The 21,503-nt window shown below is 67.3% G+C and carries 19 protein-coding genes; 7 read left to right on the top strand and 12 right to left on the bottom strand.

The annotated features are described in order from the left end of the window. Positions 1 to 38: 38 nt before the first annotated feature. From QRN34_RS08240 to clpB, 6 genes are all read right to left on the bottom strand, one after another. Positions 39 to 788, bottom strand: a complete 750-nt coding sequence (locus QRN34_RS08240) for a YebC/PmpR family DNA-binding transcriptional regulator (RefSeq protein ID WP_285403568.1) — start codon at positions 786 to 788, stop codon at positions 39 to 41. Between the two features lie 49 nt (positions 789 to 837). Next, complete coding sequence (locus QRN34_RS08235) at positions 838 to 1,482, bottom strand: alpha/beta hydrolase (protein WP_285403566.1); 645 nt, start codon at positions 1,480 to 1,482, stop codon at positions 838 to 840. Between the two features lie 20 nt (positions 1,483 to 1,502). After that, the gene (aspS, locus tag QRN34_RS08230; protein WP_285403564.1) at positions 1,503 to 3,272 is read right to left on the bottom strand and encodes an aspartate--tRNA ligase; all 1,770 of its coding nucleotides are present in this window, start codon (positions 3,270 to 3,272) and stop codon (positions 1,503 to 1,505) included. Between the two features lie 74 nt (positions 3,273 to 3,346). Then, positions 3,347 to 3,940 (bottom strand): DUF3011 domain-containing protein, encoded by a 594-nt coding sequence (locus QRN34_RS08225; RefSeq protein WP_285403562.1) that lies wholly within the window; start codon positions 3,938 to 3,940, stop codon positions 3,347 to 3,349. A 107-nt stretch (positions 3,941 to 4,047) separates the two neighbouring features. Then, positions 4,048 to 4,365 carry a zinc ribbon domain-containing protein gene (locus QRN34_RS08220; protein ID WP_285403561.1) on the bottom strand — a complete coding sequence of 106 codons (318 nt, stop codon included), beginning with the start codon at positions 4,363 to 4,365 and terminating at the stop codon, positions 4,048 to 4,050. Positions 4,366 to 4,383: 18 nt separating this feature from the next. Beyond that, positions 4,384 to 6,972, bottom strand: coding sequence for an ATP-dependent chaperone ClpB (clpB, locus tag QRN34_RS08215; RefSeq protein ID WP_285403560.1), 2,589 nt, complete (start codon positions 6,970 to 6,972; stop codon positions 4,384 to 4,386). A gap of 168 nt (positions 6,973 to 7,140) precedes the next feature. Here clpB and otsB point away from each other — a divergent pair, with 168 nt between their 5' ends. Together otsB and otsA are read left to right on the top strand one after the other, a co-directional pair. After that, entirely contained in the window at positions 7,141 to 7,926 is a 786-nt protein-coding gene (gene otsB / locus QRN34_RS08210; RefSeq protein ID WP_285403559.1) for a trehalose-phosphatase, read from the top strand. Continuing rightward, entirely contained in the window at positions 7,923 to 9,344 is a 1,422-nt protein-coding gene (gene otsA, locus QRN34_RS08205; RefSeq protein WP_285403558.1) for an alpha,alpha-trehalose-phosphate synthase (UDP-forming), read from the top strand. Before otsB ends, otsA begins: the two co-directional genes overlap by 4 nt. Positions 9,345 to 9,351: 7 nt before the next feature. Here otsA and pgeF read toward each other — a convergent pair whose 3' ends face one another. Beyond that, positions 9,352 to 10,086 carry a peptidoglycan editing factor PgeF gene (gene pgeF / locus QRN34_RS08200; protein WP_285403557.1) on the bottom strand — a complete coding sequence of 245 codons (735 nt, stop codon included), beginning with the start codon at positions 10,084 to 10,086 and terminating at the stop codon, positions 9,352 to 9,354. 2 nt (positions 10,087 to 10,088) lie between these two features. Beyond that, the gene (gene rluD / locus QRN34_RS08195) at positions 10,089 to 11,063 is read right to left on the bottom strand and encodes a 23S rRNA pseudouridine(1911/1915/1917) synthase RluD (protein ID WP_285403556.1); all 975 of its coding nucleotides are present in this window, start codon (positions 11,061 to 11,063) and stop codon (positions 10,089 to 10,091) included. Between the two features lie 69 nt (positions 11,064 to 11,132). Between rluD and QRN34_RS08190 the strand changes: the two genes are divergently transcribed. Then, a complete protein-coding gene (locus QRN34_RS08190; protein WP_036137538.1) occupies positions 11,133 to 11,960 on the top strand; it encodes an outer membrane protein assembly factor BamD in 828 nt (275 codons plus the stop codon). 84 nt (positions 11,961 to 12,044) lie between these two features. Here QRN34_RS08190 and QRN34_RS08185 read toward each other — a convergent pair whose 3' ends face one another. Both QRN34_RS08185 and QRN34_RS08180 read right to left on the bottom strand, forming a co-directional pair. Beyond that, complete coding sequence (locus QRN34_RS08185; protein WP_285403555.1) at positions 12,045 to 13,661, bottom strand: NAD+ synthase; 1,617 nt, start codon at positions 13,659 to 13,661, stop codon at positions 12,045 to 12,047. 71 nt (positions 13,662 to 13,732) lie between these two features. Beyond that, positions 13,733 to 14,428: a M15 family metallopeptidase gene (locus tag QRN34_RS08180; protein ID WP_285403554.1), complete on the bottom strand. Its 696-nt coding sequence runs from the start codon at positions 14,426 to 14,428 to the stop codon at positions 13,733 to 13,735. Between the two features lie 85 nt (positions 14,429 to 14,513). Here QRN34_RS08180 and QRN34_RS08175 point away from each other — a divergent pair, with 85 nt between their 5' ends. The 4 genes from QRN34_RS08175 to QRN34_RS08160 are packed head-to-tail and all read left to right on the top strand — an operon-like array spanning position 14,514 to position 18,982. After that, entirely contained in the window at positions 14,514 to 15,671 is a 1,158-nt protein-coding gene (locus tag QRN34_RS08175) for a DUF819 family protein (RefSeq protein ID WP_285403553.1), read from the top strand. Between the two features lie 14 nt (positions 15,672 to 15,685). Then, positions 15,686 to 17,101, top strand: a complete 1,416-nt coding sequence (locus QRN34_RS08170) for an SH3 domain-containing protein (RefSeq protein ID WP_285403552.1) — start codon at positions 15,686 to 15,688, stop codon at positions 17,099 to 17,101. A 7-nt stretch (positions 17,102 to 17,108) separates the two neighbouring features. Beyond that, positions 17,109 to 18,200 (top strand): dipeptide epimerase, encoded by a 1,092-nt coding sequence (locus tag QRN34_RS08165; protein ID WP_285403551.1) that lies wholly within the window; start codon positions 17,109 to 17,111, stop codon positions 18,198 to 18,200. Between the two features lie 26 nt (positions 18,201 to 18,226). Continuing rightward, positions 18,227 to 18,982, top strand: a complete 756-nt coding sequence (locus QRN34_RS08160; RefSeq protein ID WP_285403550.1) for a L,D-transpeptidase family protein — start codon at positions 18,227 to 18,229, stop codon at positions 18,980 to 18,982. A 421-nt stretch (positions 18,983 to 19,403) separates the two neighbouring features. Here QRN34_RS08160 and sucD read toward each other — a convergent pair whose 3' ends face one another. Both sucD and sucC read right to left on the bottom strand, forming a co-directional pair. Further along, positions 19,404 to 20,276, bottom strand: coding sequence for a succinate--CoA ligase subunit alpha (gene sucD, locus QRN34_RS08155; RefSeq protein ID WP_285403549.1), 873 nt, complete (start codon positions 20,274 to 20,276; stop codon positions 19,404 to 19,406). 13 nt (positions 20,277 to 20,289) lie between these two features. Then, positions 20,290 to 21,450 (bottom strand): ADP-forming succinate--CoA ligase subunit beta, encoded by a 1,161-nt coding sequence (gene sucC, locus QRN34_RS08150; RefSeq protein ID WP_345782896.1) that lies wholly within the window; start codon positions 21,448 to 21,450, stop codon positions 20,290 to 20,292. Between the last annotated feature and the right edge of the window lie 53 nt (positions 21,451 to 21,503).

The raw sequence follows: 21,503 nt of genomic DNA, 5'->3' as shown, positions 1-21,503 counted from the left end.
AGCGGGTTAGTAGGCAAGACGATAGGGAGCAGGAGGCCTCACGCCTCGTCCGCATCCTGTGTCGGGAGAACGGCGTTGTGGTAGACCTCGTCGACGTCGTCGAGCGCGCTGAGCCGGTCGAGCAGTTTCTCGAAGTGCTCCAGCGCCTCGCCCGTGGGCGTGACCAGGGGACCGTTCGGACGCATGACCACGTCGGAGCCGTCGATCTCGAAACCCGCGGCGGCCAGCGCCTTGCGCATGGCTTCCACGGCGATGGGATCGGCGGCGAGCAGCACCGTGCCGACACCGTTCTCGATGACGATATCTTCGGCGTTGTTCTCGATGGCCGCTTCTTCCAGCTTCGCCTCGACATCGGCGTCGCCACCGGTGTGCACCAGCACCTGGCCCACGCGGGTGAACTGGAACGCCACCGAATTGGTGGTGCCCATGTTGCCGCCGAGCTTGTTCAGCGCCGCGCGCACGTCGGCGACGGTGCGGGTCTGGTTGTCGGTCACGCAGTCGATGATGAGCGCGGTGCCCGCGGGGCCGTAGCCCTCGTAGCGCACCTCGTGCATGTCGGCGCCGCCTTCGGCACCGGAACCGCGCTTGATCGCGCGCTCGATGGTGTCGCGGGTCATGTTGGCGGCCAGCGCCTTGTCCACGGCGGCGCGCAGGCGCGGGTTGCCGTTGGGGTCGGGCACGCCGCCACGGGTGGCGATGGTGATTTCGCGGATCAGCTTGGTGAACACCTTGGCGCGCTTGGCGTCTTCGGCGTTCTTGCGACCTTCGATGGAAGGGCCTCTACCCATGTTCGATTCCTGGACTTACCGGACGGACGAGGCGCGATTCTAGCTGCAATCAGGCCGGGGGGCTAAGGGGGGCGGCAAAGCGTCCCTCACGGAGGAAGGTCGCGACCTGCCGGGCCACATCCGCCGAGACCAGCAGGCCGGTGTGACTGGTTTCCAGGACGCAGTGGTCGCACAGGCCCGGCAGGCGGGTTTCCTCCACGCCCACGGAGCCATCGTGCTCCTCGCCGATCTCACCTACCAGTGCGCCCAGGCCGACCGGCATGCGCCCGGCGATCATGCCCACCTCGCGCGCGCCGTCCCAGCGATCCAAGCCGTGCTCGAGGAGGCCCTTGGCCTGGCCCAGCAGCATGTCGCCACCCCAGCGGTGGGTCAGGCCCCGTGCCGCGCCGCTGCCGTTGAGCGGCGAGCCGAGGCAGACGATGCGGGCCGGCGACGGCGCTTCGTCACGGCAGGCCAGCAGGGCGAGGATGCCGCCCAGGCTGTGCCCGACGATATGCACGGGCTCGGGCGCCAGGTGGCGAATCCGTTTCCGCAGGCGTTCGATGGCCTGCTCCGGCGGCGCGACCACGCTCATGTATTCGAACGGATGGACCCGGAACCCTTCGTCGCGCAGCCGGCGGCTGAGCATCGCCATGGCAAAACCGCGCATCCACAGGCCATGCAGCAACAGCACGTCGATGGGCGAGTCACTCATGGCAGGGCGCCCGACCGAAGTCAGGGTTTGGGCGCCTCCGCGGCGACGCGGACGTGGAGTTCCTTCAGCTGGGGCTCCGACACCGGCGACGGGGCGTCGGTCATCAGGTCTTGCGCGCTGGTGGTCTTGGGGAAGGCGATGACGTCACGGATGGACTCGGTGCCCGCCATGAGCGCCGCGATGCGGTCGATGCCGAAGGCCAGGCCACCGTGCGGCGGGGCACCCATGCGCAGGGCCTTGAGCAGGAAGCCGAACTTGGCTTCGGCCTCGTCGGCGCCGATGCCCAGCAGGCCGAACACGGCACTCTGCATCTCGGGGCGATGGATACGGATGGAGCCGCCGCCGATCTCGTTGCCGTTGAGCACCATGTCGTAGCCGCGGCTGACCGCCGTGGCCGCGTGCTCGCGCAGGTCGGCGATATCGTCGACCTTGGGCGCGGTGAACGGGTGATGCAGGGCGACGAAGCGTTTTTCCTCCTCGTCGTACTCGAACATCGGGAAGTCGGTGACCCACAACGGCTTCCAGCTGTCCTCGACCAGGCCACGGTCGCGACCAAGCTTGATGCGCAGCGCGCCCATGAAATCGGTGACCGTCTTCCATGCGCCGGCGCCGAAGAACACGATGTCGCCATTGGCGGCGCCCGTGAGCGCCAGCACCTGGGCCAGGGCCTCGTCGTCGAGGAACTTGGCCACCGGCGAGTTGATGCCTTCGCGACCCTTGGCCAGGTCGTCGACCTTCAGCCAGGCCAGGCCCTTGGCACCATAGCGGGCGGCGTATTCGGTCAGGCCGTCGATATCCTTGCGCGAGAGGTCCGCCGCGCCAGGCACGCGCAGGGCAGCCACGCGGCCGGCCGGGTCGTTGGCCGGGCCGGAGAAGACCTTGAACTCGACGTGTTTCACCGCCTCGGCGATGTCGGTCAGCTCCAGCGCGATACGCAGGTCCGGCTTGTCCGAGCCGAAGCGGCGCATGGCCTCGGCGTAGGTCATGCGCGGGAACGAGGCATCCAGCTCGACCTTGCGCACTTCGCGGAAGACATGGCGGATCAGGTTCTCGACGAAGTCCTGGACGTCCTGCTCCTCGACGAAGGCGAACTCGAGGTCGAGCTGGGTGAATTCCGGCTGGCGATCGGCGCGGAGGTCTTCGTCCCGGAAGCAACGGGCGATCTGGTAGTAGCGATCGAAGCCCGCCATCATCAGGATCTGCTTGAACAGCTGCGGCGACTGCGGCAGCGCATAGAACTGGCCCGGATGCACGCGGCTGGGCACGAGGTAGTCGCGCGCGCCTTCCGGCGTGGCCTTGGTCAGGATCGGGGTTTCGATGTCCTGGAAGCCGGCGGCATCCAGGTAACGGCGCAGCTCGCGCACCAGCGCGGTGCGCGTGCGCATCATCTGCTGCATCTCGGGACGGCGCAGGTCGAGGTAGCGGTAGGTCATCCGCATGTCCTCGTTGGGCGTCTCGTGCTGCGCGAACGGCAGGTCACGCGCCTCGTTGAGGATCTGGACGGTGTCGGCGAGCAACTCGACCGTGCCTGTCTTCAGCTTGTCGTTGGCGGACAGGCGGCGACGGAGCTGGCCGGTGACCCGGATGACGAATTCGTTGCCCAGCTCGCCGGCCACGGCGAAGGCCGTGGCGTTCTCGCGCTCGATCACGACCTGGGCGATGCCCTCGTGGTCACGAAGGTCGACGAAGGCCACGTGGCTCTGCAGGCGGAGGGTGTTGACCCAGCCGCAAAGGGTGACTTCCTGGCCGACCAGGGACTCGTCGATGGCTCCGCAAAAATGGCTGCGCATGCGCTTGAAGCTTCGTGGGAAAAGACCCCGGATCGTATCACGACCGGGGTCTGCCAAGCGCCGGCAGGGGCCGCTCAGCGGCCGATATCGAACTTCGCGCGGCAGCCGTGATCGGCCCAGATGCCCTGGGGCGAGAAGCCGTAGCTGTAGCCCTCGCGACAGGCGGCGTCCGAGTTCTGTTCGACCAGGCGGGCGCCGGGACCGACCGGCCAGCGACACAGCACGCGCTTGTTGTCCTCGCTGTCGCAGGACACGATCTGGCCGCTATTGCCGGCGTAGCCGGGACGACCGCCATCGGGCCTGCCGTAACCGGGAGGATAGCGATCGCGATCGCGGTCGTTGCCCCAGCCTGGACGACCGCCGTTGTCGCCCCAGCCCGGTCGGCCGCCGCCCCAGCCACCGGCTTCCTGGAAGATGCCGCGGCAGCCATCGTCGACCCACAGGCCGCCGCGATCCATGTCCCAGTTGCGACCGCGGATGCAGGGGGTCTGGGAGTCCTGCCGGACCAGGCGTGCGTCGCGCCATGGCACCTGGCAATAGGCGCGGCGGCCGCTGTCGCTGTAGCAGTTGACCGTGTCGCCGCCGCGCTGGGCGTGCGCCACGTGCGGCGTCACGAACAGGCCCGCGCCCAGCGCAACCATGGCGACCAACCCGAGAATGCGTTTCATGCCCCTGACCTCCGATGTGTGTGTGCAGAAACTATCGGACGCATACGCAACGATGTTTGAACGGATCGCAGGAAAACGATGACGTCGTGCGGCGGGTCAGCGGCGGGTCAGTCGCCGGACGACTTGGCGGGCGCCGGGCTCGGCGCCGGCGTCGGCGCGGAGGCAGGCGCGGGCGCCGCAGCCGCGGGCGCCGCGGCGGGTGAACCGGACGAGCCCTCGACGAGGTTGCGCTTCTTGTCGCCGTCCTTCTTGAAGTCGGTCTCGTACCAGCCGCCGCCGGCCAGGCGGAACTGCGGGGCGCTCAGCATGCGTCCCACCTGCGGCTCGCCGCAGGTGGGACACACGGTGGGATCGGCATCGGACATCTTCTGCAGGCGCTCGAAGCGGTGGCCGCAGGCCTTGCACTGGAATTCGTAGATGGGCATCGGGTGAAACCTCGGGAATCAGGCGGGCATTGTCGCAAAAGTGAGGTGGTTGCCGTCCGAATCCACCCGGATGGTCTGCCCGGGCACGAACGCCCCCTGCAGGATGCGCTGCGCCAGGGGGTTCTCCAGTTGCTGCTGCACGGCACGCTTGAGCGGGCGGGCACCGTACACGGGGTCGAAACCCGCGCTGCCCAGCAGGTCCAGCGCCCGGTCGGTGATATCCAGCGACAGCTGTCGATCGGCCAGCCGCTTCGCCAGGTAACCCAGCTGGATACGGGCGATCGAGCGGATCTGCGCCTTGTCCAGCGCGCGGAACACGACCAGGTCGTCCAGCCGGTTGATGAACTCCGGCCGGAAGTGGCCCTGCACCACGCCCAGCACCGACGCCTTCATCTGCATGTAGTCCGCCTCGCTGTCGCCCGCCTGCTCCTGGATCAGGTGGGAACCCAGGTTGGAGGTCATGACGATCACCGTGTTGCGGAAATCGACCGTGCGCCCCTGCCCGTCCGTGAGGCGGCCGTCGTCCAGCACCTGCAACAGGATGTTGAACACGTCCGGATGGGCCTTCTCCACCTCGTCAAGCAGGATCACGCTGTACGGGCGGCGACGGACCGCCTCGGTCAGGTAGCCGCCTTCCTCGTAACCCACGTACCCCGGCGGCGCACCGACCAGGCGGCTCACCGAGTGCTTCTCCATGAACTCGCTCATGTCGATGCGGATCATCGCGTCCTGCGTGTCGAACAGGAAATCCGCCAGCGCCTTGCACAGCTCCGTCTTGCCGACACCCGTGGGGCCCAGGAACAGGAACGAGCCGTACGGACGGTTGGGATCGGACAGCCCGGCGCGCGCGCGACGAATGGCATCGGAGACGGCGCGCACTGCCTCGTCCTGGCCGACCACGCGCTCATGCAGCGCGCTTTCCATCTGCAGCAGCTTCTCGCGCTCGCCCTCCAGCATCTTGTTGACCGGGATACCCGTCCAGCGCGCGACCACCTCGGCAATCTCCTCGGCCGTGACCCGGTCCTGCAACAGGGTGAAGTCGTGCTTCTCCACTTGCTGGGCGGCGGCCAGTTGGGCTTCCAGCGCGGGCAGGCGCCCGTACTGGATCTCGCTCATGGCGCCGTAGTCCTGGCGACGCTGCGCGGATTCCAGTTCGAGCCGGGCCTGCTCGATCTGCTCCTTGATCTTCGTCGCGCCCTGCAGCATGGCCTTTTCGGATTTCCATACCTCGTTCAGGTCGGAGAACTCCCGATCCAGTACCTCGATATCGGTTTCCAGCTGGGCCAGGCGTTGCCGGGATTCGTCGTCGTGTTCCTTCTTCAGCATCTCGCGCTGGATCTTCAGCTGGATCAGCCGGCGCTCCAGGCGATCCAGTTCCTCCGGCTTGGAGTCGATCTCCATGCGGATGCGCGAGGCCGCCTCGTCCATTAGGTCGATGGCCTTGTCGGGCAGCTGGCGGTCGGGGATGTAGCGCGCGGACAGCGTCGCGGCGGCGACGATGGCCGGGTCGGTGATCTCGACGCCGTGGTGCACCGCGTAGCGCTCCTTCAGGCCGCGCAGGATCGCGATGGTGTCCTCGACGCTGGGCTCGCCCACGTAGACCTTCTGGAAGCGACGCTCCAGGGCGGCATCCTTCTCGACGTACTTGCGGTACTCGTCGAGGGTGGTGGCACCGATGCAATGCAACTCGCCGCGCGCCAGCGCCGGCTTCAGCATGTTGCCCGCATCCATCGCGCCGTCGGCCTTGCCGGCACCGACCATGGTGTGCAGCTCGTCGATGAACAGGATGACCCTGCCCTCCTGGCGGGAGAGGTCGTTGAGCACGGCCTTGAGCCGCTCCTCGAATTCGCCGCGGAACTTCGCCCCGGCGATCAGCGCACCCATGTCCAGCGACAGCACGCGCTTGTCGCGCAGGCCCTCGGGCACCTCGCCGTTGACGATGCGCTGGGCCAGCCCTTCGACGATGGCGGTCTTGCCCACGCCCGGCTCGCCGATCAGCACGGGGTTGTTCTTGGTCCGGCGCTGCAATACCTGGATGGTGCGACGGATTTCCTCGTCGCGGCCGATCACCGGGTCCAGCTTGCCCACCTCGGCGCGCTCGGTGAGGTCGATGGTGTATTTCTCGAGCGCCTGGCGTTGTTCCTCGGCGTTCTCGGACTGCACCTTCTCGCCACCGCGAAGCTTCTCGATCGCCGCTTCGAGGCGATCCTTCGTGGCGCCCGCGGCCTTCAGCGCGCCGCCCACCTCGCCGCGGTCCTCCAGCGTGGCCAGCACGAACAGCTCGCTGGCGATGAACTGGTCGCCCCGCTGCTGCGCCAGCTTGTCGGTGAGGTTGAGCAGGCGATTGAGGTCGTTGCCCAGGTTGATGTTGCCTTCCTGCCCGCTGACGCGCGGCAGCCGGTCCAGTATCTCGCCGACCCGCTGGCGGAACGCCGGCACGTTCACGCCGGCCTGCGTCAGCAGCGGGCCGGTGGAGCCGCCCTGCTGGTCCAGCAGCGCGACCATGACGTGGGCGGGCTCGAGCATGTTGTTGTCGCGACCGACCGCCAGCGACTGCGCATCGGCCAGCGCCTGCTGGAAGCGCGAGGTAAGTTTGTCCATTCGCATCGTCGATGTCTCCCTGGAAAGGTTATGGCGCATTCGGGGCGCATCGCCCCGAACCGCCTCTGGCGCAAGACATGCGGGTGATCGTACGACCCTTCAACGGGCCGTGCGCAGCACTTTTTTCACACCCCGGCCGGCATGCTCGGCGAACCGCCGCCCCATGGAGACGCCGTGACAGCCGCCCGCGACACCTTGCCCCCTCCGCCCGTCGACCTGATCGACACCGGCAGCGCCCTTTTCCTCGACGCCGACGGCACCTTGCTGGCCTTTGCCGACGATCCGGACGCGGTGGCGGTGACCGACGGACTCCTGGACACGCTGGACGCGCTGCGCGATCGACTGGACGGTGCGCTGGCACTGGTCAGCGGTCGCGCCATCGCCGGGCTGGACGCCATCTTCGGCCGGCCCGACTGGGCCGCGGCGGGCCAGCACGGCCTGGAGCGCCGCGACGGTGCCGGCCGACTGACCACGGTTCCGGTGGACGAGGCGGAACTGGCCCGACTGCGCCAGACGGTGCACGCCGTGGCCGCCGACATGCCCGGGGTGAGGGTGGAGGACAAGAGCTGGTCCGTCGCGCTGCATTGCCGCGAGCGCCCTGAACACGAGGCCGAACTGGCCCGGCGTGCCCCGGAGATCGCCGCGCGCTTTCCGGGTTTCGAGTTGCAGCCCGGCAGTTACGTCTTCGAGTTCAAGCCGCGCGGCATGGACAAGGGCGTCGCCGTGGCGGCCTTCCTGTCCACCGCGCCGTTCGCCGGCCGCCGGCCGGTGTACCTCGGCGACGACCTGACCGACGAACACGCGTTCGCGGTGGTCAATGCGCAGGGCGGGGTGTCCATCCGGATCGGTTCGCGAACCCCATCGCAGGCCGCTTTCACATTGTCTAGCCCGGCCGATGTCCACCATTGGCTCGATTCCGTGAAAGCCCGACTGACGCAGGGAGCCGCAAGGTCACAATGAGCCGACTAGTCGTCATATCCAACCGTGTGGCGCTGCCCAAGCAGACGCAGACCGGCGGCCTCGCCTCGGCCATGAACGCGGCACTGCAGGAGATGGGTGGCCTGTGGTTCGGCTGGAGCGGCAACATCGCCGCCGAGACCGGCAAGGAGTTGCACGAGGTCAGCGACGGGCATATCGAATACGCCACCATCGACATGTCCAAGCAGGACCACGACGACTACTACAGCGGATTCGCCAATCGCGCCCTGTGGCCGTTGTTCCATTACCGGGGTGACCTGGTCGACTACCGACGCGGCCATCTCGAAGGCTATTTCCGGGTGAACCGCGCTTTCGCCAGGCGCGTGTCGAAGCTGATCAAGAAAGACGACGTCATCTGGGTTCACGACTACCACCTGATCCCGCTGGCTTCGATGCTGCGCGAACTGGGCGTGGAGAACCGGATCGGTTTCTTCCTGCATACGCCGCTGCCGGCCGCGGGTCTGCTGATCACGCTGCCGCGCCATCGCGAACTGCTGGAATCCTTCGCCTCGTACGACTTGGTCGGCCTGCATACCCAGCGCGACCTGCGCGCGCTGGAGGATTATTTCCTGCACGAACTGGGCGCGGCGATGCGCACGGGCGGACGCATCCGCGCCGCCAACGGGCGTATCTTCCGCGCCGGCGTGTTTCCGATCAGCATCGACACCGCCGAGGCGGTGGAACTGGCCCACCGGGCCGAAGACAGCGGCGCCGTGGCCAAGCTGCGGGCCAGCATCGACGACCGCCAGCTCATCATCGGCGTGGACCGCCTGGATTATTCCAAGGGCCTGCCCGAACGCTTCGAAGGCTTCGCGCGCCTGCTGCGCGACCAGAAGGACATGCGCGGACGCGTGTCCCTGCTGCAGATCGCCCCGCCCTCGCGCTCCGACGTGCCGGAATACCGTTCGCTGCGGCGCGAGCTGGAACGCAGCGCCGGGCACATCAACGGGCAGTACGCCGAGCCGGACTGGGTACCCATCCGGTACGTCAACAAGTCGTTCGGACACAAGGTGCTGGCCGGCTACTTCCGGGTCGCCAAGGTCGGCCTGGTGACCCCCCTGCGCGACGGCATGAACCTGGTCGCCAAGGAATACGTGGCCTGCCAGGATCCGCAGGACCCCGGCGTACTGGTGCTGTCGCGCTTCGCGGGCGCAGCCCAGGAGCTGGACGCCGCATTGCTGGTCAACCCGTCGGACCTGGACGAGGTGTCCGAGGCGCTGAAGCGGGCACTGGAGATGCCGCTCAAGGAACGCCGGATGCGCTGGCAGTCGATGATGGACGTACTCGAGCGTAACGACATCACCACCTGGCGCAACGCGTTCCTGCACGCCCTGATGGAACCACCCAAGGTGAAGCCCGAGATCTACGTCCAGGCGCCGATGACCGCCTCGCCGGGCTGAGGCGCCCTCAACGCGTCCAGATGAGCGTGGCGAGACGCCCGCTGGCCGCGCCATCGCGGCGATAGGAATACAACCTGTCGTCGCGGAACGTGTCGAAACCCCCGCCCGATATCCGATCCACGCCAGCGACGGCCAGCTTCAATCGGGCCAGCGCGTAGAGGTCGCACAGCCAGTGACCCGGCCGGGTTGCCTCGAAGGCCGTGGCGGCGGCCGCATCGGCATCGACGAACGCCGCCCTGACCTCCTCGCCCACTTCATACGACGCCATGCCGATGGCCGGCCCCAGCCATGCCTGGACGCCCGAGGCCGCCATGTGTTCCACGGTCCGCTCGAGCACCCCCGCCGCCAGGCCACGCCAGCCCGCATGGGCGGCACCGATCGTCTCGCCATCGGCCGAGGCGAACAGCACCGGCAGGCAGTCGGCCGTGAGAATGGCCAGCACCCGTCCCGGGCCACGCGCCACCGCGGCATCCGCTTCCGGCTCGTCGCCAGCGGCAGGGGCGGCCTCCGCCACCTGCGTGCCATGTACCTGGCGCAGCCATAACGGCGCCTCCGGCAGGCCCAGCGCGGGGACGAGTGCGGCGCGATTGGCCCGCACCGCGTCCACGGCGTCACCGGAGCGCAGGCCCAGATTGAATCGGGCATAGGCCCCGCTGGACACGCCCGGCCCGTGCCGGGTCGCCACCGCCGCATCGATCGTGTCGGGCACCGTCCACTCGGGGCGAATCCAGCTGCGCGGCATGCTCAGTCCTCGATGGGGTGCAACTGGGTATCGGCCCGCAGCGACGCGATCAGGGCGTCCTGGTCGGCGGGACGCGGGGAGTCGAACTCCAGCAACGCGCCCGTGACCGGATGCTCGAAGGCCAGCTTCTCAGCGTGGAGCGCCTGGCGCCGGAAGCCGCGCAGCGCGTCGATCAGTTCCTGGCTGGCTCCACGCGGCAGGCGCAGGCCATTGCCATAGAGCTGGTCGCCGACCAGCGGATGGCCGATATGCGCCATGTGCACGCGGATCTGGTGGGTGCGTCCCGTTTCCAGGTTGCATTGCAGGACGCTGTGCGAGCGGAAGCGCTCGCGGACCCGGTAATGGGTGACCGCCTCCTTGCCGCCGTCTTCCACGTCGCGAACGCCCTGCTTCAGGCGGTCGTGCTGGTGACGGCCGATCGGCTGGTCCACCGTGCCGCCGGCCACCATGGTGCCCAGCACCACGGCCTCGTACTGGCGGCGCACGTCGTGCCGCGACAGCATCGCCACCAGCCCCGTATGGGCCGGAAGCGACTTGGCGACCACCATCAGGCCCGCCGTGTCCTTATCCAGGCGGTGGACGATGCCACCGCGGGGCAGCTCGGCCAGGGCCGGGGCGTGGTGCAGCAGCGCGTTGAGCAAGGTGCCCGCCGGATTGCCCGCCCCGGGGTGGACGACCAGGCCCATGGGCTTGTCCAGCACCAGCAGGTCGTCGTCCTCGTAGCGGATATCCAGGGCGATGTTTTCCGGCTGGGCGTGGACCTCCGTCTCCAGCTCGGCCTCCAGCAGCACCCTTTCACCGCCGCGGACGAGGTGCCGGGGAGCCGCCGGGGCCCCGTCCAGCAGCAGTTTGCCCTCCTTGATCCAGCCGGTGAGGCGGGATCGGGAATAATCGGGGAACATCTCGGCCACGGTCTGGTCGAAACGCCGTCCAGCGGCCGTTACCGCTATGGTGGCCTCGTGCCGGACCGTCGTCATACCGACCCGCCCGGCCGAAGGCCGGTTTCGGCTATCATGCCCATTCGCTTAAGCATCCGAACTCTCTCAATGCGTGCAACCAAGATCACCATTCTGCTCGTCCTCGCCCTGTCGATGAGCGCCTGCTCGATGTTCCGCAGCAAGAAGGAGACGATCGACACGATGCCGGTCGACCGGCTTTATGCCAATGCCCACAATTCGCTGGAGCACTCCGACTATTCCGCGGCCGAGAAGGCCTACCAGCGACTGATCGCTCGTTTCCCCTCGGGTGACATCAACGAACAGTCGCAGATCGAACTGGCTTACGCGCAGTACAAAGACAACAAGCCGGACGACGCTTACTCGACGATCAACCGCTTCATCAAGACGTTCCCGACCCACAAGCATGCAGATTATGCCTATTACTTGCGCGGTCTGATCAATTTCGATCGCACCGGCGGCGTGATAGAGCGTTACCTGCAGCGCGACAACTCGGGTTCGACCCGGCGCGACCAGGGCTTCAACCTCACCGCCTTCGACGATTTCAGCCAGCTGACGCGCCGTTATCCCAACAGCGCCTACGCGACCGACGCCCGCCAGCGGATGATCTTCCTTCGCAACCAGCTGGCCCGGTTCGAGGTCAACGTGGCCGAGTACTACCTGCGCACCAAGGCCTATATCGCCGCGGCCGACCGCTCGCAGTACGTGGTGGAGCACTACCAGCAGTCGCCCGAGACGGCCGACGCCCTGGCCATCCTGACCCGCAGCTACCTGGCCCTGGATCGCCAGCCGCTGGCAGAGCAGACCCGCAAGGTGCTGGCCCTGAACTACCCGGACCACCCGTACCTCACGGACCCGAACTGGCCGCACCATCCGTCGATCTGGCGCAAGGCGATCCCGTTCTCGGGTCACCATTGAGGCCTGTCCCCCGGGGTCGACCCGGGGCACCATGAAAAACGCCGGCCCTGGGCCGGCGTTTTTCGTTTCAGGACACGCCGCCGGTCACCGCCAGCCGGAGGTGATGGGGTAGCGGCGCTCGCGGCCGAAGGCCTTGGTGGTGACGCGTGGGCCGGGGGCGGCCTGGCGGCGCTTGAACTCGTTGACGAACACCATGCGGATCACCCGGCGCACCGTGGCATCGTCGTGGCCGGCGGCAATGATGTCCTCGGCCGAGGCCTCGCCTTCGATGAACCGTTCGAGGATCGCATCCAGCTCGTCGTACGGCGGCAGGGAATCCTGGTCGGTCTGCTCGTGGCGCAGTTCGGCCGAGGGCGGTCGCTCGATCACGGCGGCGGGAATGGCGCCGTCGACGTTGGCGCGCCAGCGCGAGAGGGCGTAGACCACGGTCTTGTAGACGTCCTTCAGCGGCGCGTACGCACCGCACATGTCGCCGTACAGGGTGGCGTAGCCCACGGCCATCTCACTTTTGTTGCCCGTGGAGAGCAACAGCCGGCCGGTCTTGTTGGACATCGCCATCAGCAGCACGCCGCGTGTGCGCGACTGCAGGTTTTCTTCCGTGATGTCAGGGGCCCGGCCGGCGAACACGGGCGCCAGCGTATCGGTCAGCGCACCGTAGATGCCCTCGATGGGCAGCACGTGGTATTCGACACCCATGTTCTCGGCCTGGGCCTTGGCTTCGCGCAGCGACAGGTCGGAGGTGTACTCCGTGGGCATCATGATGGCCGTGACCTTGTCCTTGCCCAGGGCATCCACTGCCATGGCCAGGGTCAGCGCGGAATCGATGCCGCCGGACAAACCCAGCAACACGCCCGAGAAATGGTTCTTGCCGATGTAGTCGCGGATGCCGCGAACGATGCCCGCATACATCAGCGCCTCCGGCGACCGCGTATCCGGCGCCGGCCAGTCGACCGCGGTGAGGCGCCGCGTGGCGGTGTCGTAGTCCACGGCCAGCAACAGTTCTTCGAACGACGGCGCGCGCGCGGCGATCTCGCCATCGGCCTGCACCAGCAACGAATGCCCGTCGAACAGCAGGTCGTCCTGCCCGCCGACCAGGTTGACGTAGGCGATCGGCAGGCCGGTCTCGCGGGCGCGATCGCGTAGCAGGGCCTCGCGCGTGGCGGCCTGGCGCTTGTCCCACGGCGAGGCATTGATCACCAGGATCAGCTCCGCGCCCGCTTCGGCCACCCGGCGCGCCGGCTCGGCCTCCCAGATGTCCTCGCAGATCAGCATGCCGACCTGCACGCCCTCCATCGCGAACACCCGCGTGTCGCCGCCATGGCGGAAATAGCGTTTCTCGTCGAACACCGTGTAATTAGGCAGGGCCTGCTTGTGGTACGTCCACTCGCGCTCGCCTTCGCGGATCAGCGAGGCGGCGTTGTAGACCTCGCCCTGCGCATCCGGGTAGCCGACCACGGCGGAGATGCCGCGGATCGTCGGCGCCAGCGCATGCAGTTCGCGCTGGCAGGCTTCGAGGAAGCTGGGCCGCTGCAGCAGGTCCTCCGGCGGGTAGCCGGAAAGGGTCAGCTCGGGGAAGGCGATCAGCGAGGCGCCGAGGCGGTCGCGTGCTTCATCGGCCAGCGCCTTGACCCGCCGCGCGTTGTCGGCGGTGGCGCCGACCGGAAAATCGAACTGGGCCAGGGCGAAGCGAAAGGTGGACATGGCAGATCCGTACGGCCGCGGGGACTGTCTATGATAAGCCACCGGTGAGGCATCGCCGTAACCGCGCGGCGTCACCTGACCGGTATGTCATAGATGACCGCCCCCTCCGCGGCACCGGGCAACGTGAAGTGCCACCATTCCTGCGGATAGTTGACGAAGCCCTGTGCTGCCATGGCCTGGACCAGGCGTTGCCGGTTCTCGTGCTGCATCGTCGTCACGCGCGGATCGTCCGTATGCGCCATCGGATCGAAATAGTCGAAGTCCGTGCCCATGTCGAGCGGCGTGCACCGCGTGCCGGTGCACTGCATCAGCGTGAGGTCGACCGTCGCGCCACGGCTGTGGCCGGACACCGGCGCAATGTATTCGCCCAGCAACTGTGACTTGGCGAGGTTCGGGTAATGCAACGCCTTGGACGTCGGGTCGTCCGGCCGACCCGCCCAGCGCACGAAGGCCGCCACGGCGCGTGCCGGGCGATAGCAGTCCCACAGGTGCAAGCGATAACCCTGAGGGCGCAGCGTGGCCTCTACCCGGGCCAGCGCCTCCGCCGCCGCGGTGCGCAGGAGGCAGACCGGCGCGAGATAGCCCGGCACAGGCGCGCCGGTAAAGTTGTCGCTGCCGGCGTACTTCATGTCCTCGGCGATATCGGCCACCTGGTGGCGCACGACGACGAGGCCGGCCTCGGCAGCGGTGCGCGCATGGGACAAGGGCGGCGTTCCCGCGATGGCGGGAAACGCGCCCAGGGTCAGCGCCAACAGCGGAAGGGGCATCGATCGTCTCGTCATGCGGACATACTGCCATGCTGCCGCGACCCACGATTGCTGACATCATGAGGGTTCGCCGAGGGAGCAGTGCATGATTTCAACGGTGTGGCCCTACCTGGCCGTCATGTTTATCGTGGCGGGCGTGTGGCCCGCGATCGAGCGACGCCATGGCGGGAAGGTCTTCGACATCCTGCCGCCCATCGTGCTCACCTATCTCAGCGTCACCGCGCTGTCGGTGGCTGGCGTGTGGTCCGCCTCGGCCGAGATACGCGCCGCGCAGTCGGCCATCGTGACGCAGCTGGTCCCGGCCCTGATCTTCCTGCTGATGATCGGCTGCGATGTGCGGGCGATCATCCGCCTGGGGCCTCGCGTGCTCGGCGTCTTCGCCTGCACCTCGATCAGCCTCTTCATCGCCTTCATCCTCGCCTTCCTGCTCTACCGTCACTGGTTACCGGGCGATGGCTGGAAACCGCTGGCCGCCCTGTCCGGGAGTTGGGTCGGCGGCACCGCCAACCTGATCGCGGTCAAGCAGGCCATCGGCATGTCCGACACTTCGCTGGCCACGGCGCTGCTGACCGACGCGCTGTGTTACTCGATGTGGGTGGTAGTGCTGTTCTCGGTCGCGCGCCTGGCGCCCGTCTTCAATCGATGGACCCGGGCCACCTCGAGCGCCGACCTGGCCGACCTGGCGATCGCGGACAGCGCACCGCGGCCACCCGCGACGACGGAAGGCGTGCTGCTGTGGCTGGGCATCGCGTTGCTGGCGGCCACGCTGGCCTCCGCCGCCGGCGCGCGGCTTCCCGTCGGCGGCATGGTCTCGGGCACGACCTGGACGATCCTGCTCGCCACGCTCGCCGGACTGGTGCTGGCGCAGACCCCACTGGCACGCCTGCCCGGTGCCCAGGCGGTATCCAGCGCGATGCTGGTCTGCGTCGTCGCCGTGCTCGCCTCGCAGGGCAGCTTTGCCGGCATCGCCGCCGCGCCGGTGTACCTGCTGTGCGGGGTGACGGTGATCGCTCTGCATGCCGTCCTGCTGGTCATGGCCGCACGGCTGTTTCGTTTCGATCTGTACCTGTGCGGCATCGCCTCGCTGGCCCACATCGGCGGGGTGGCCGCCACGCCGGTGCTGGCGGCCACCTATGCCCGCTCGCTCGTGCCGGTCGGCATCCTGCTGGCCCTGCTGGGCTATATCCTTGGCACCGGCTTCGGCCTCGTCGTCGCCGCCGTGCTGTCCCGACTCGCCGCCTGACCGGAATTCCACGCATGCCCCTGTTCCGCCATGCCCTGCTCGCCGTCGCCATCGTCATGGCCTCCAGTGGTGCGTGCCCTGCCGCCGATCGTACCGCCGCGGCGAACGAGCCGCCGGCCAGCGGCGCCACGGCCGTCCCCGGTGTGCTCGACGCGCAGCTTTCGGCGGACTACTGGGTGTCGCGCCTGCCGGACGCCGACGGTGTCGTGCTCGATCGCGCGGCCATCGATGCGCTGAACCGGACGCTGCTGCGCGTCGATCCGTCGATGCACGACCTTCGACACCTGCCGGCCACGCTCACGCACGCGCAGGTGGCGGCGCTGCTGGCGAAGGTGTCGAAGCGTCCCACGTCACCCTTGTTCGGCACGGACGGCCAGCCCCTGCCCCGCCCGGCCCTGGAAGCCGTCCTGGCCAACGACGCGTCGGATGCGGTGCCCGACCACGTGACGCCGCGTTACGGCATGGCCGTGCGCCGCACGCCGTTGCGCAGCCATGCAACGGCGCTGCGCGTATTCAGCCGGCCCGGCGATACCGATATCGACCGCTTCCAGGAAAGCACGCTGTTTCCCGGCGATCCAGTCGTAGTGGTGCACGCGAGCGCGGACGGGGCCTGGGTGTTCGCGATCAGCACGCGCTACGCCGCATGGACGCCCGCCGATGGCATTGCCTACGGCAGCGCGGCACAGGTGTTCGGGCATGCGGATGCCACGCCCTATCGCGTCATCACCGGCGCCACGCCGCGCACCGTCTTCACACCGGAGGCGCCGGCGCTGTCGGCCCTGCCGCTCGACATGGGCACGCGCGTGCCGCTGGATACCTCACTGCCGCCGGACCAGCCCGTCAATGGGCAGCACCCCTACACGTCATGGGTACTCAGCCTGCCGGTACGCGATGCGCGGGGCCAGCTGTCGTTCCGCCCCGCCCTGCTCCAGCGCAACCAGCCATCGGCCGCCGACTACCTCCCCCTGACCCGGGCGAACATCCTCCGCCAGGCCTTCCGTTTCCTCGGCGAGCGCTACGGCTGGGGGCACGACTTCGACGGGCGCGATTGCAGCGGCTTCGTTTCCGACGTCTACCGCAGCATGGGCGTGCAGATGCCGCGCAACACCGGCGACCAGGCATCCAGCCCGGGCCTCGCGCACACCGTGTACACCGACAAGGACACCCACGAGGCACGCCTGGCCGCCGCCATGGCGCTCGATGTCGGCGATCTCGTCTACATCCCGGGCCACGTGATGATGGTGATCGGCAAGGTCGATGGAAAACCGTACGTCATCCACGACGTGGGCGGCATCGGCCTGCGCCAGGCCGATGGCAGCCTGCGCCGCATCAAGCTCAACGAAGTGGCCGTGACGCCGCTGCTGCCGCTGATGTTCGACGAGCGCACGACCTTCCTCGATCGCATGACCAGCATCGTACGCATCCGTTGAGGTAGCCATGAAGATCGTCGCATGCCACGTCGCCCTGCTCCGCGTACCGTTGCGCACACCGTTCCGGACGGCCTTGCGCGAGGTGGACAGCGTCGCGGACGTCGTGGTCACGCTGCAGGCCGACGATGGCCGGCTCGGCTACGGCGAGGCGCCGCCGACCGCGGCCATCACCGGCGAAACCCTCGGCTCGATCACGGCCGCGATCACGCAACACATCGCCCCCCGCGTGATCGGCGAGGACGCCGCCGACCTCAACCGCGTCGTGGGGTTGATCCAGACGTCGATGGTCGGCAACCACAGTGCGAAAGCCGCGGTGGACATCGCACTGCACGACCTATGGGCGCAGCACCACGGCGCACCGCTCTACCGCTTGCTCGGCGGCGGATGTGCCCAGCTGACCACCAACCTCACCATCAGCGTCAACGCCATCGACACCATGGTCGACGATGCGCTCGATGCCCTGGCGCGCGGCTATACCGCATTGAAGATCAAGATCGGCAAGGACACGGATGACGACGTCGCACGGGTCAGGGCCATCCACGCCGCGGTAGGCGACCGCGCCGTGCTTCGCCTGGACGCCAACCAGGGCTGGACGGCCAAACAGGCCGTCAGGGCGATACGGCGACTCGAGGATGCGGGCGTGCCGATGGACCTCGTCGAACAACCCGTGAAGGCGAGCGACCTCGATGGCCTCGGCTATGTTACCCGCCATGTGGCGACGCCGATCATGGCCGATGAAAGCGCCTTCGGGCCGCATGAGGTACTCGACGTGATCCGTCGCGGTGCGGCGGACATCATCAATATCAAGCTGATGAAAGCCGGCGGCATTGCCCATGCCCTGCGCATCGCCGACATTGCCGGTATGCACGGCGTGCCGTGCATGATGGGCTGCATGCTGGAAAGCAGCGTCAGTGTGGCCGCCGCGGCGCACGTGGCTGCCGCGCGATCACAGGTCATCACCCGCGTGGACCTGGACGGCCCGTCGCTGTGCGCGTTCGATCCCGTGGACGGCGGCGTGCACTTCGATGAATCGCGGATCGCCCTGCCGGATACGCCGGGCCTGGGCATCCGCGCCATCCGTGGCCTTGAACCCTTCTGAGCCCGTGCCCTTATCAAGGTGAACGTATGCCTCGTTTCCTTTTCGCCCTCTTCGGTGGCTTCCTTGTCTCGCTGGCCGCAGGCGCGAGCGCCTTCGAGGCGCCGGTGGCCTGGTCCGTTTCGCGGCAGATGATCGTCGTGACCACGGACGACTGGCACACCGACCATGGCACGCTGCGTAACTACGAACGCGATGCGGGCGGCTGGCACTCGGTCGGGCCGCCGGTGTCCGTCGCCATCGGCAAGCATGGCAGCGCCTGGGGCATCGGCCTGCACCCGGCGCCGACCGGGGGCCCGGTCAAGGTCGAAGGCGACGGTCGCAGCCCTGCCGGCATCTTCCGGATCGGCGAAGCCTTCGGTTACGCGGAACACAACGCCACGGCCCTGCCGTATCGCGGCCTGTCCGCCTCGGACTATTGCGTTGACGTCGGCAGTTCGCCTTATTACAACCAACTGGTCGACGAGACCAAGGTGGGCGAGGAAGCGGTCGCCGGCGCGACCGAACCCATGCGCCGCGACCTGCACTTCCATGGCGACCATGCGTATCGGATCGGCTTCGTCATCGAGCACAACGCCGCGGGTCGCAAAGGCGCGGGCAGTTGCATCTTCGCGCACCTGTGGAAATCGCCGACATCGCCCACCGCAGGCTGCACGGCGATGACCGACGAAGCGATGGAACGTTTGCTCGGCTGGCTCGATCCGAAGAAGAAACCGGTGTTCGTTTTGTTGCCGCGTGCGGAGTACGGACGACTTCGTGATGCGTGGAATCTACCTGCGCTGTAGCTGGTCACAGAGTGACCAACAGAACGCAAGTGAACGCTACCCAAGGCAAAAAGTGACTTATCCACACGGTTATGCAGGCGGTATCCACATCCGCTGTGGATAAAGCTTTACGAAGTCGACGCTAACTGGTCACTAACTAATCAGTGCAACTCAAGTCGCTGTTACCAAAGGCGGATTCGGAGTTATGCACATGGTTATGCAGTCGATGTCCACACAGGTTGTGGATGAAGTCGGACGCAGAGCATGGGACATCCGGGTGGCGGAAACGCTAGCCCGATGCTATGCGTCGCTTCATTCGGTGGCGGAAGGTCGAGGGTTCGCGCACGTGCGTGCGCTCCTACGGGGCGACGATTTCTCAAAAAAAAAACCGCGACCCGGAGGCCGCGGTTTTTCCGACACTCGCCGAGGCGAGCGACGTGTCTTACTTCATCAGACCCGCGAGGGTCTTGCCGAGGTCGGCCGGCGACTTGACCGTGGTCACGCCTGCCTTCTCGAGCGCGGCGAACTTGGCTTCCGCCGTGCCCTTGCCGCCGGAGATGATCGCGCCGGCATGGCCCATGCGCTTGCCCGGAGGTGCCGAAGCACCGGCGATGAACGACACCACCGGCTTCTTGACGTACTGGCTGATGAACTCGGCCGCATCTTCTTCCGCGCTGCCACCGATTTCGCCGACCATGATGATGCCTTCGGTCTGCGGATCGTCCTGGAACAGCTTCAGGCAGTCGATGAAGTTGAGGCCATTGATCGGGTCGCCGCCGATGCCGATGCAGGTGGACTGGCCCAGGCCTTCGTTCGTGGTCTGGAACACCGCTTCGTACGTGAGGGTGCCCGAGCGCGAGACGATACCGACCTTGCCCGGTTTGTGGATGTGGCCCGGCATGATGCCGATCTTGCACTCACCCGGGGTGATGACGCCGGGGCAGTTCGGACCGACCAGCACGACGTCCGGGTGCGACTTCAGCACGTTCTTCACGCGCATCATGTCGAGCACCGGGATGCCTTCGGTGATCGTGACGATGATCTTGATGCCACCGGCGATGGCTTCGAGGATCGAGTCGGCCGCGAACGGCGGCGGCACGAAGATGACCGACGCGTCGGCGCCGGTCTGGTCGACCGCGTCACGCACCGTGTTGAAGACGGGCAGGCCGATGTGCTCGGAACCGCCCTTGCCCGGGGTCACGCCACCGACGACCTTGGTGCCGTAATCGATGGCCTGCTCGGCGTGGAAGGTACCCTGCTGTCCGGTGAAGCCCTGGACGAGGACCTTGGTGTTCTTGTTGATCAGGACGCTCATTTAGATTCGCTCCTCAGGCCGCTGCGGCCACGGCCTTGCGGGCCGCGTCGTTGAGATCGTCGGCCGGCGTGATCGCCAGACCCGAGTTGGCCAGCAGTTCGCGGCCCTTCTCGACGTTGGTGCCCTGCAGGCGAACGATGACGGGGATCTGCAGACCCACTTCCTTCACGGCCGCGATGATGCCTTCGGCGATCAGGTCGCAACGCACGATGCCGCCGAAGATGTTGACCAGTATGGCCTTGACCTTGTCGGACGAGAGGATGAGCTTGAACGCCTCGGAGACGCGCTCCTTGGTGGCGCCGCCGCCGACGTCGAGGAAGTTGGCCGGCTCGCCGCCCGCCAGCTTGATCACGTCCATCGTGGCCATCGCCAGGCCGGCGCCGTTGACCATGCAGCCGATCGTGCCGTCCATCGTGACGTAGTTGAGGTTGTGCTGGACGGCGGCCGCTTCGGCGGCGTCTTCCTGCGTGAGGTCGCGCATGGCGGCCAGGTCGGCGTGACGGAACTCGGCGTTGTCGTCCGAGTTGACCTTGCCGTCGAGCGCGGCGAGGTTGCCGTCCTCGAGGATGGCGAGCGGGTTGAGCTCGACCAGGGCCAGATCTTTCTCATTGAACAGCTTGTAGAGGCCCAGCATGATCTTGACCAGCTGGCCGACCTGCTTCGGGTTCAGGTCCATCTTGAACCCGAGGTCGCGGCACTGGTACGGCTGCAGGCCTTCGACGAAATCCACCTGGAAGGTGTGGATGTCTTCCGGGGTCTCGGCGGCCACCTGCTCGATGTCGACGCCGCCATGCTTGGAGGCGATGAACGAGATCGACTTGGTGTCACGATCGGTGAGGATCGAGAGGTAGAGTTCCTTCGCGATGTCGGTCGCATCGGTCACCAGCACCAGGTTCACCGGCAGCGCGCGGCCGGCGGACTGGTAGGTTTCCATGTTGGTACCGAGCATGCCCTTGGCGGCATCGCGGACGGCATCGAGGCTGCGGCAGAACTTGACGCCACCGGCCTTGCCGCGGCCACCGGCATGGATCTGGGCCTTGACCATCCACTGCGAGCCACCAAGGTGCTTGGCGGCGTCGACAGCGGCGTCGGGAGAGTTGGCAACCTTGCCCGGGGGCACGGCGATGCCGTACTTGGCGAACAGTTCTTTAGCCTGGTACTCGTGGAAATTCATTCGATACCTCGAGCGAACGGGAGAAGCGTGTGAATGCATGCGGGCCAGGAGCG

This window comes from Luteibacter sp. ME-Dv--P-043b (assembly GCF_030209605.1).
In the GTDB taxonomy this organism is placed as follows: Bacteria; Pseudomonadota; Gammaproteobacteria; order Xanthomonadales; family Rhodanobacteraceae; genus Luteibacter.
This window is presented reverse-complemented; position numbering and strand designations above follow the sequence as displayed.

Coding starts and splice junctions, on each gene's coding strand:
- QRN34_RS08190 (WP_036137538.1), top strand. CDS start 11,133: ATGCGTGCAACCAAGATCACCATTCTGCTCGTCCTCGCCCTGTCGATG.
- QRN34_RS08170 (WP_285403552.1), top strand. CDS start 15,686: ATGCCCCTGTTCCGCCATGCCCTGCTCGCCGTCGCCATCGTCATGGCC.
- otsA (WP_285403558.1), top strand. CDS start 7,923: ATGAGCCGACTAGTCGTCATATCCAACCGTGTGGCGCTGCCCAAGCAG.
- pgeF (WP_285403557.1), bottom strand. CDS start 10,086: ATGCCGCGCAGCTGGATTCGCCCCGAGTGGACGGTGCCCGACACGATC.
- QRN34_RS08235 (WP_285403566.1), bottom strand. CDS start 1,482: ATGAGTGACTCGCCCATCGACGTGCTGTTGCTGCATGGCCTGTGGATG.
- QRN34_RS08240 (WP_285403568.1), bottom strand. CDS start 788: ATGGGTAGAGGCCCTTCCATCGAAGGTCGCAAGAACGCCGAAGACGCC.
- QRN34_RS08175 (WP_285403553.1), top strand. CDS start 14,514: ATGATTTCAACGGTGTGGCCCTACCTGGCCGTCATGTTTATCGTGGCG.
- QRN34_RS08185 (WP_285403555.1), bottom strand. CDS start 13,661: ATGTCCACCTTTCGCTTCGCCCTGGCCCAGTTCGATTTTCCGGTCGGC.
- QRN34_RS08180 (WP_285403554.1), bottom strand. CDS start 14,428: ATGCCCCTTCCGCTGTTGGCGCTGACCCTGGGCGCGTTTCCCGCCATC.
- QRN34_RS08225 (WP_285403562.1), bottom strand. CDS start 3,940: ATGAAACGCATTCTCGGGTTGGTCGCCATGGTTGCGCTGGGCGCGGGC.
- sucC (WP_345782896.1), bottom strand. CDS start 21,450: ATGAATTTCCACGAGTACCAGGCTAAAGAACTGTTCGCCAAGTACGGC.
- QRN34_RS08160 (WP_285403550.1), top strand. CDS start 18,227: ATGCCTCGTTTCCTTTTCGCCCTCTTCGGTGGCTTCCTTGTCTCGCTG.
- sucD (WP_285403549.1), bottom strand. CDS start 20,276: ATGAGCGTCCTGATCAACAAGAACACCAAGGTCCTCGTCCAGGGCTTC.
- aspS (WP_285403564.1), bottom strand. CDS start 3,272: ATGCGCAGCCATTTTTGCGGAGCCATCGACGAGTCCCTGGTCGGCCAG.
- QRN34_RS08165 (WP_285403551.1), top strand. CDS start 17,109: ATGAAGATCGTCGCATGCCACGTCGCCCTGCTCCGCGTACCGTTGCGC.
- clpB (WP_285403560.1), bottom strand. CDS start 6,972: ATGCGAATGGACAAACTTACCTCGCGCTTCCAGCAGGCGCTGGCCGAT.
- QRN34_RS08220 (WP_285403561.1), bottom strand. CDS start 4,365: ATGCCCATCTACGAATTCCAGTGCAAGGCCTGCGGCCACCGCTTCGAG.
- rluD (WP_285403556.1), bottom strand. CDS start 11,063: ATGACGACGGTCCGGCACGAGGCCACCATAGCGGTAACGGCCGCTGGA.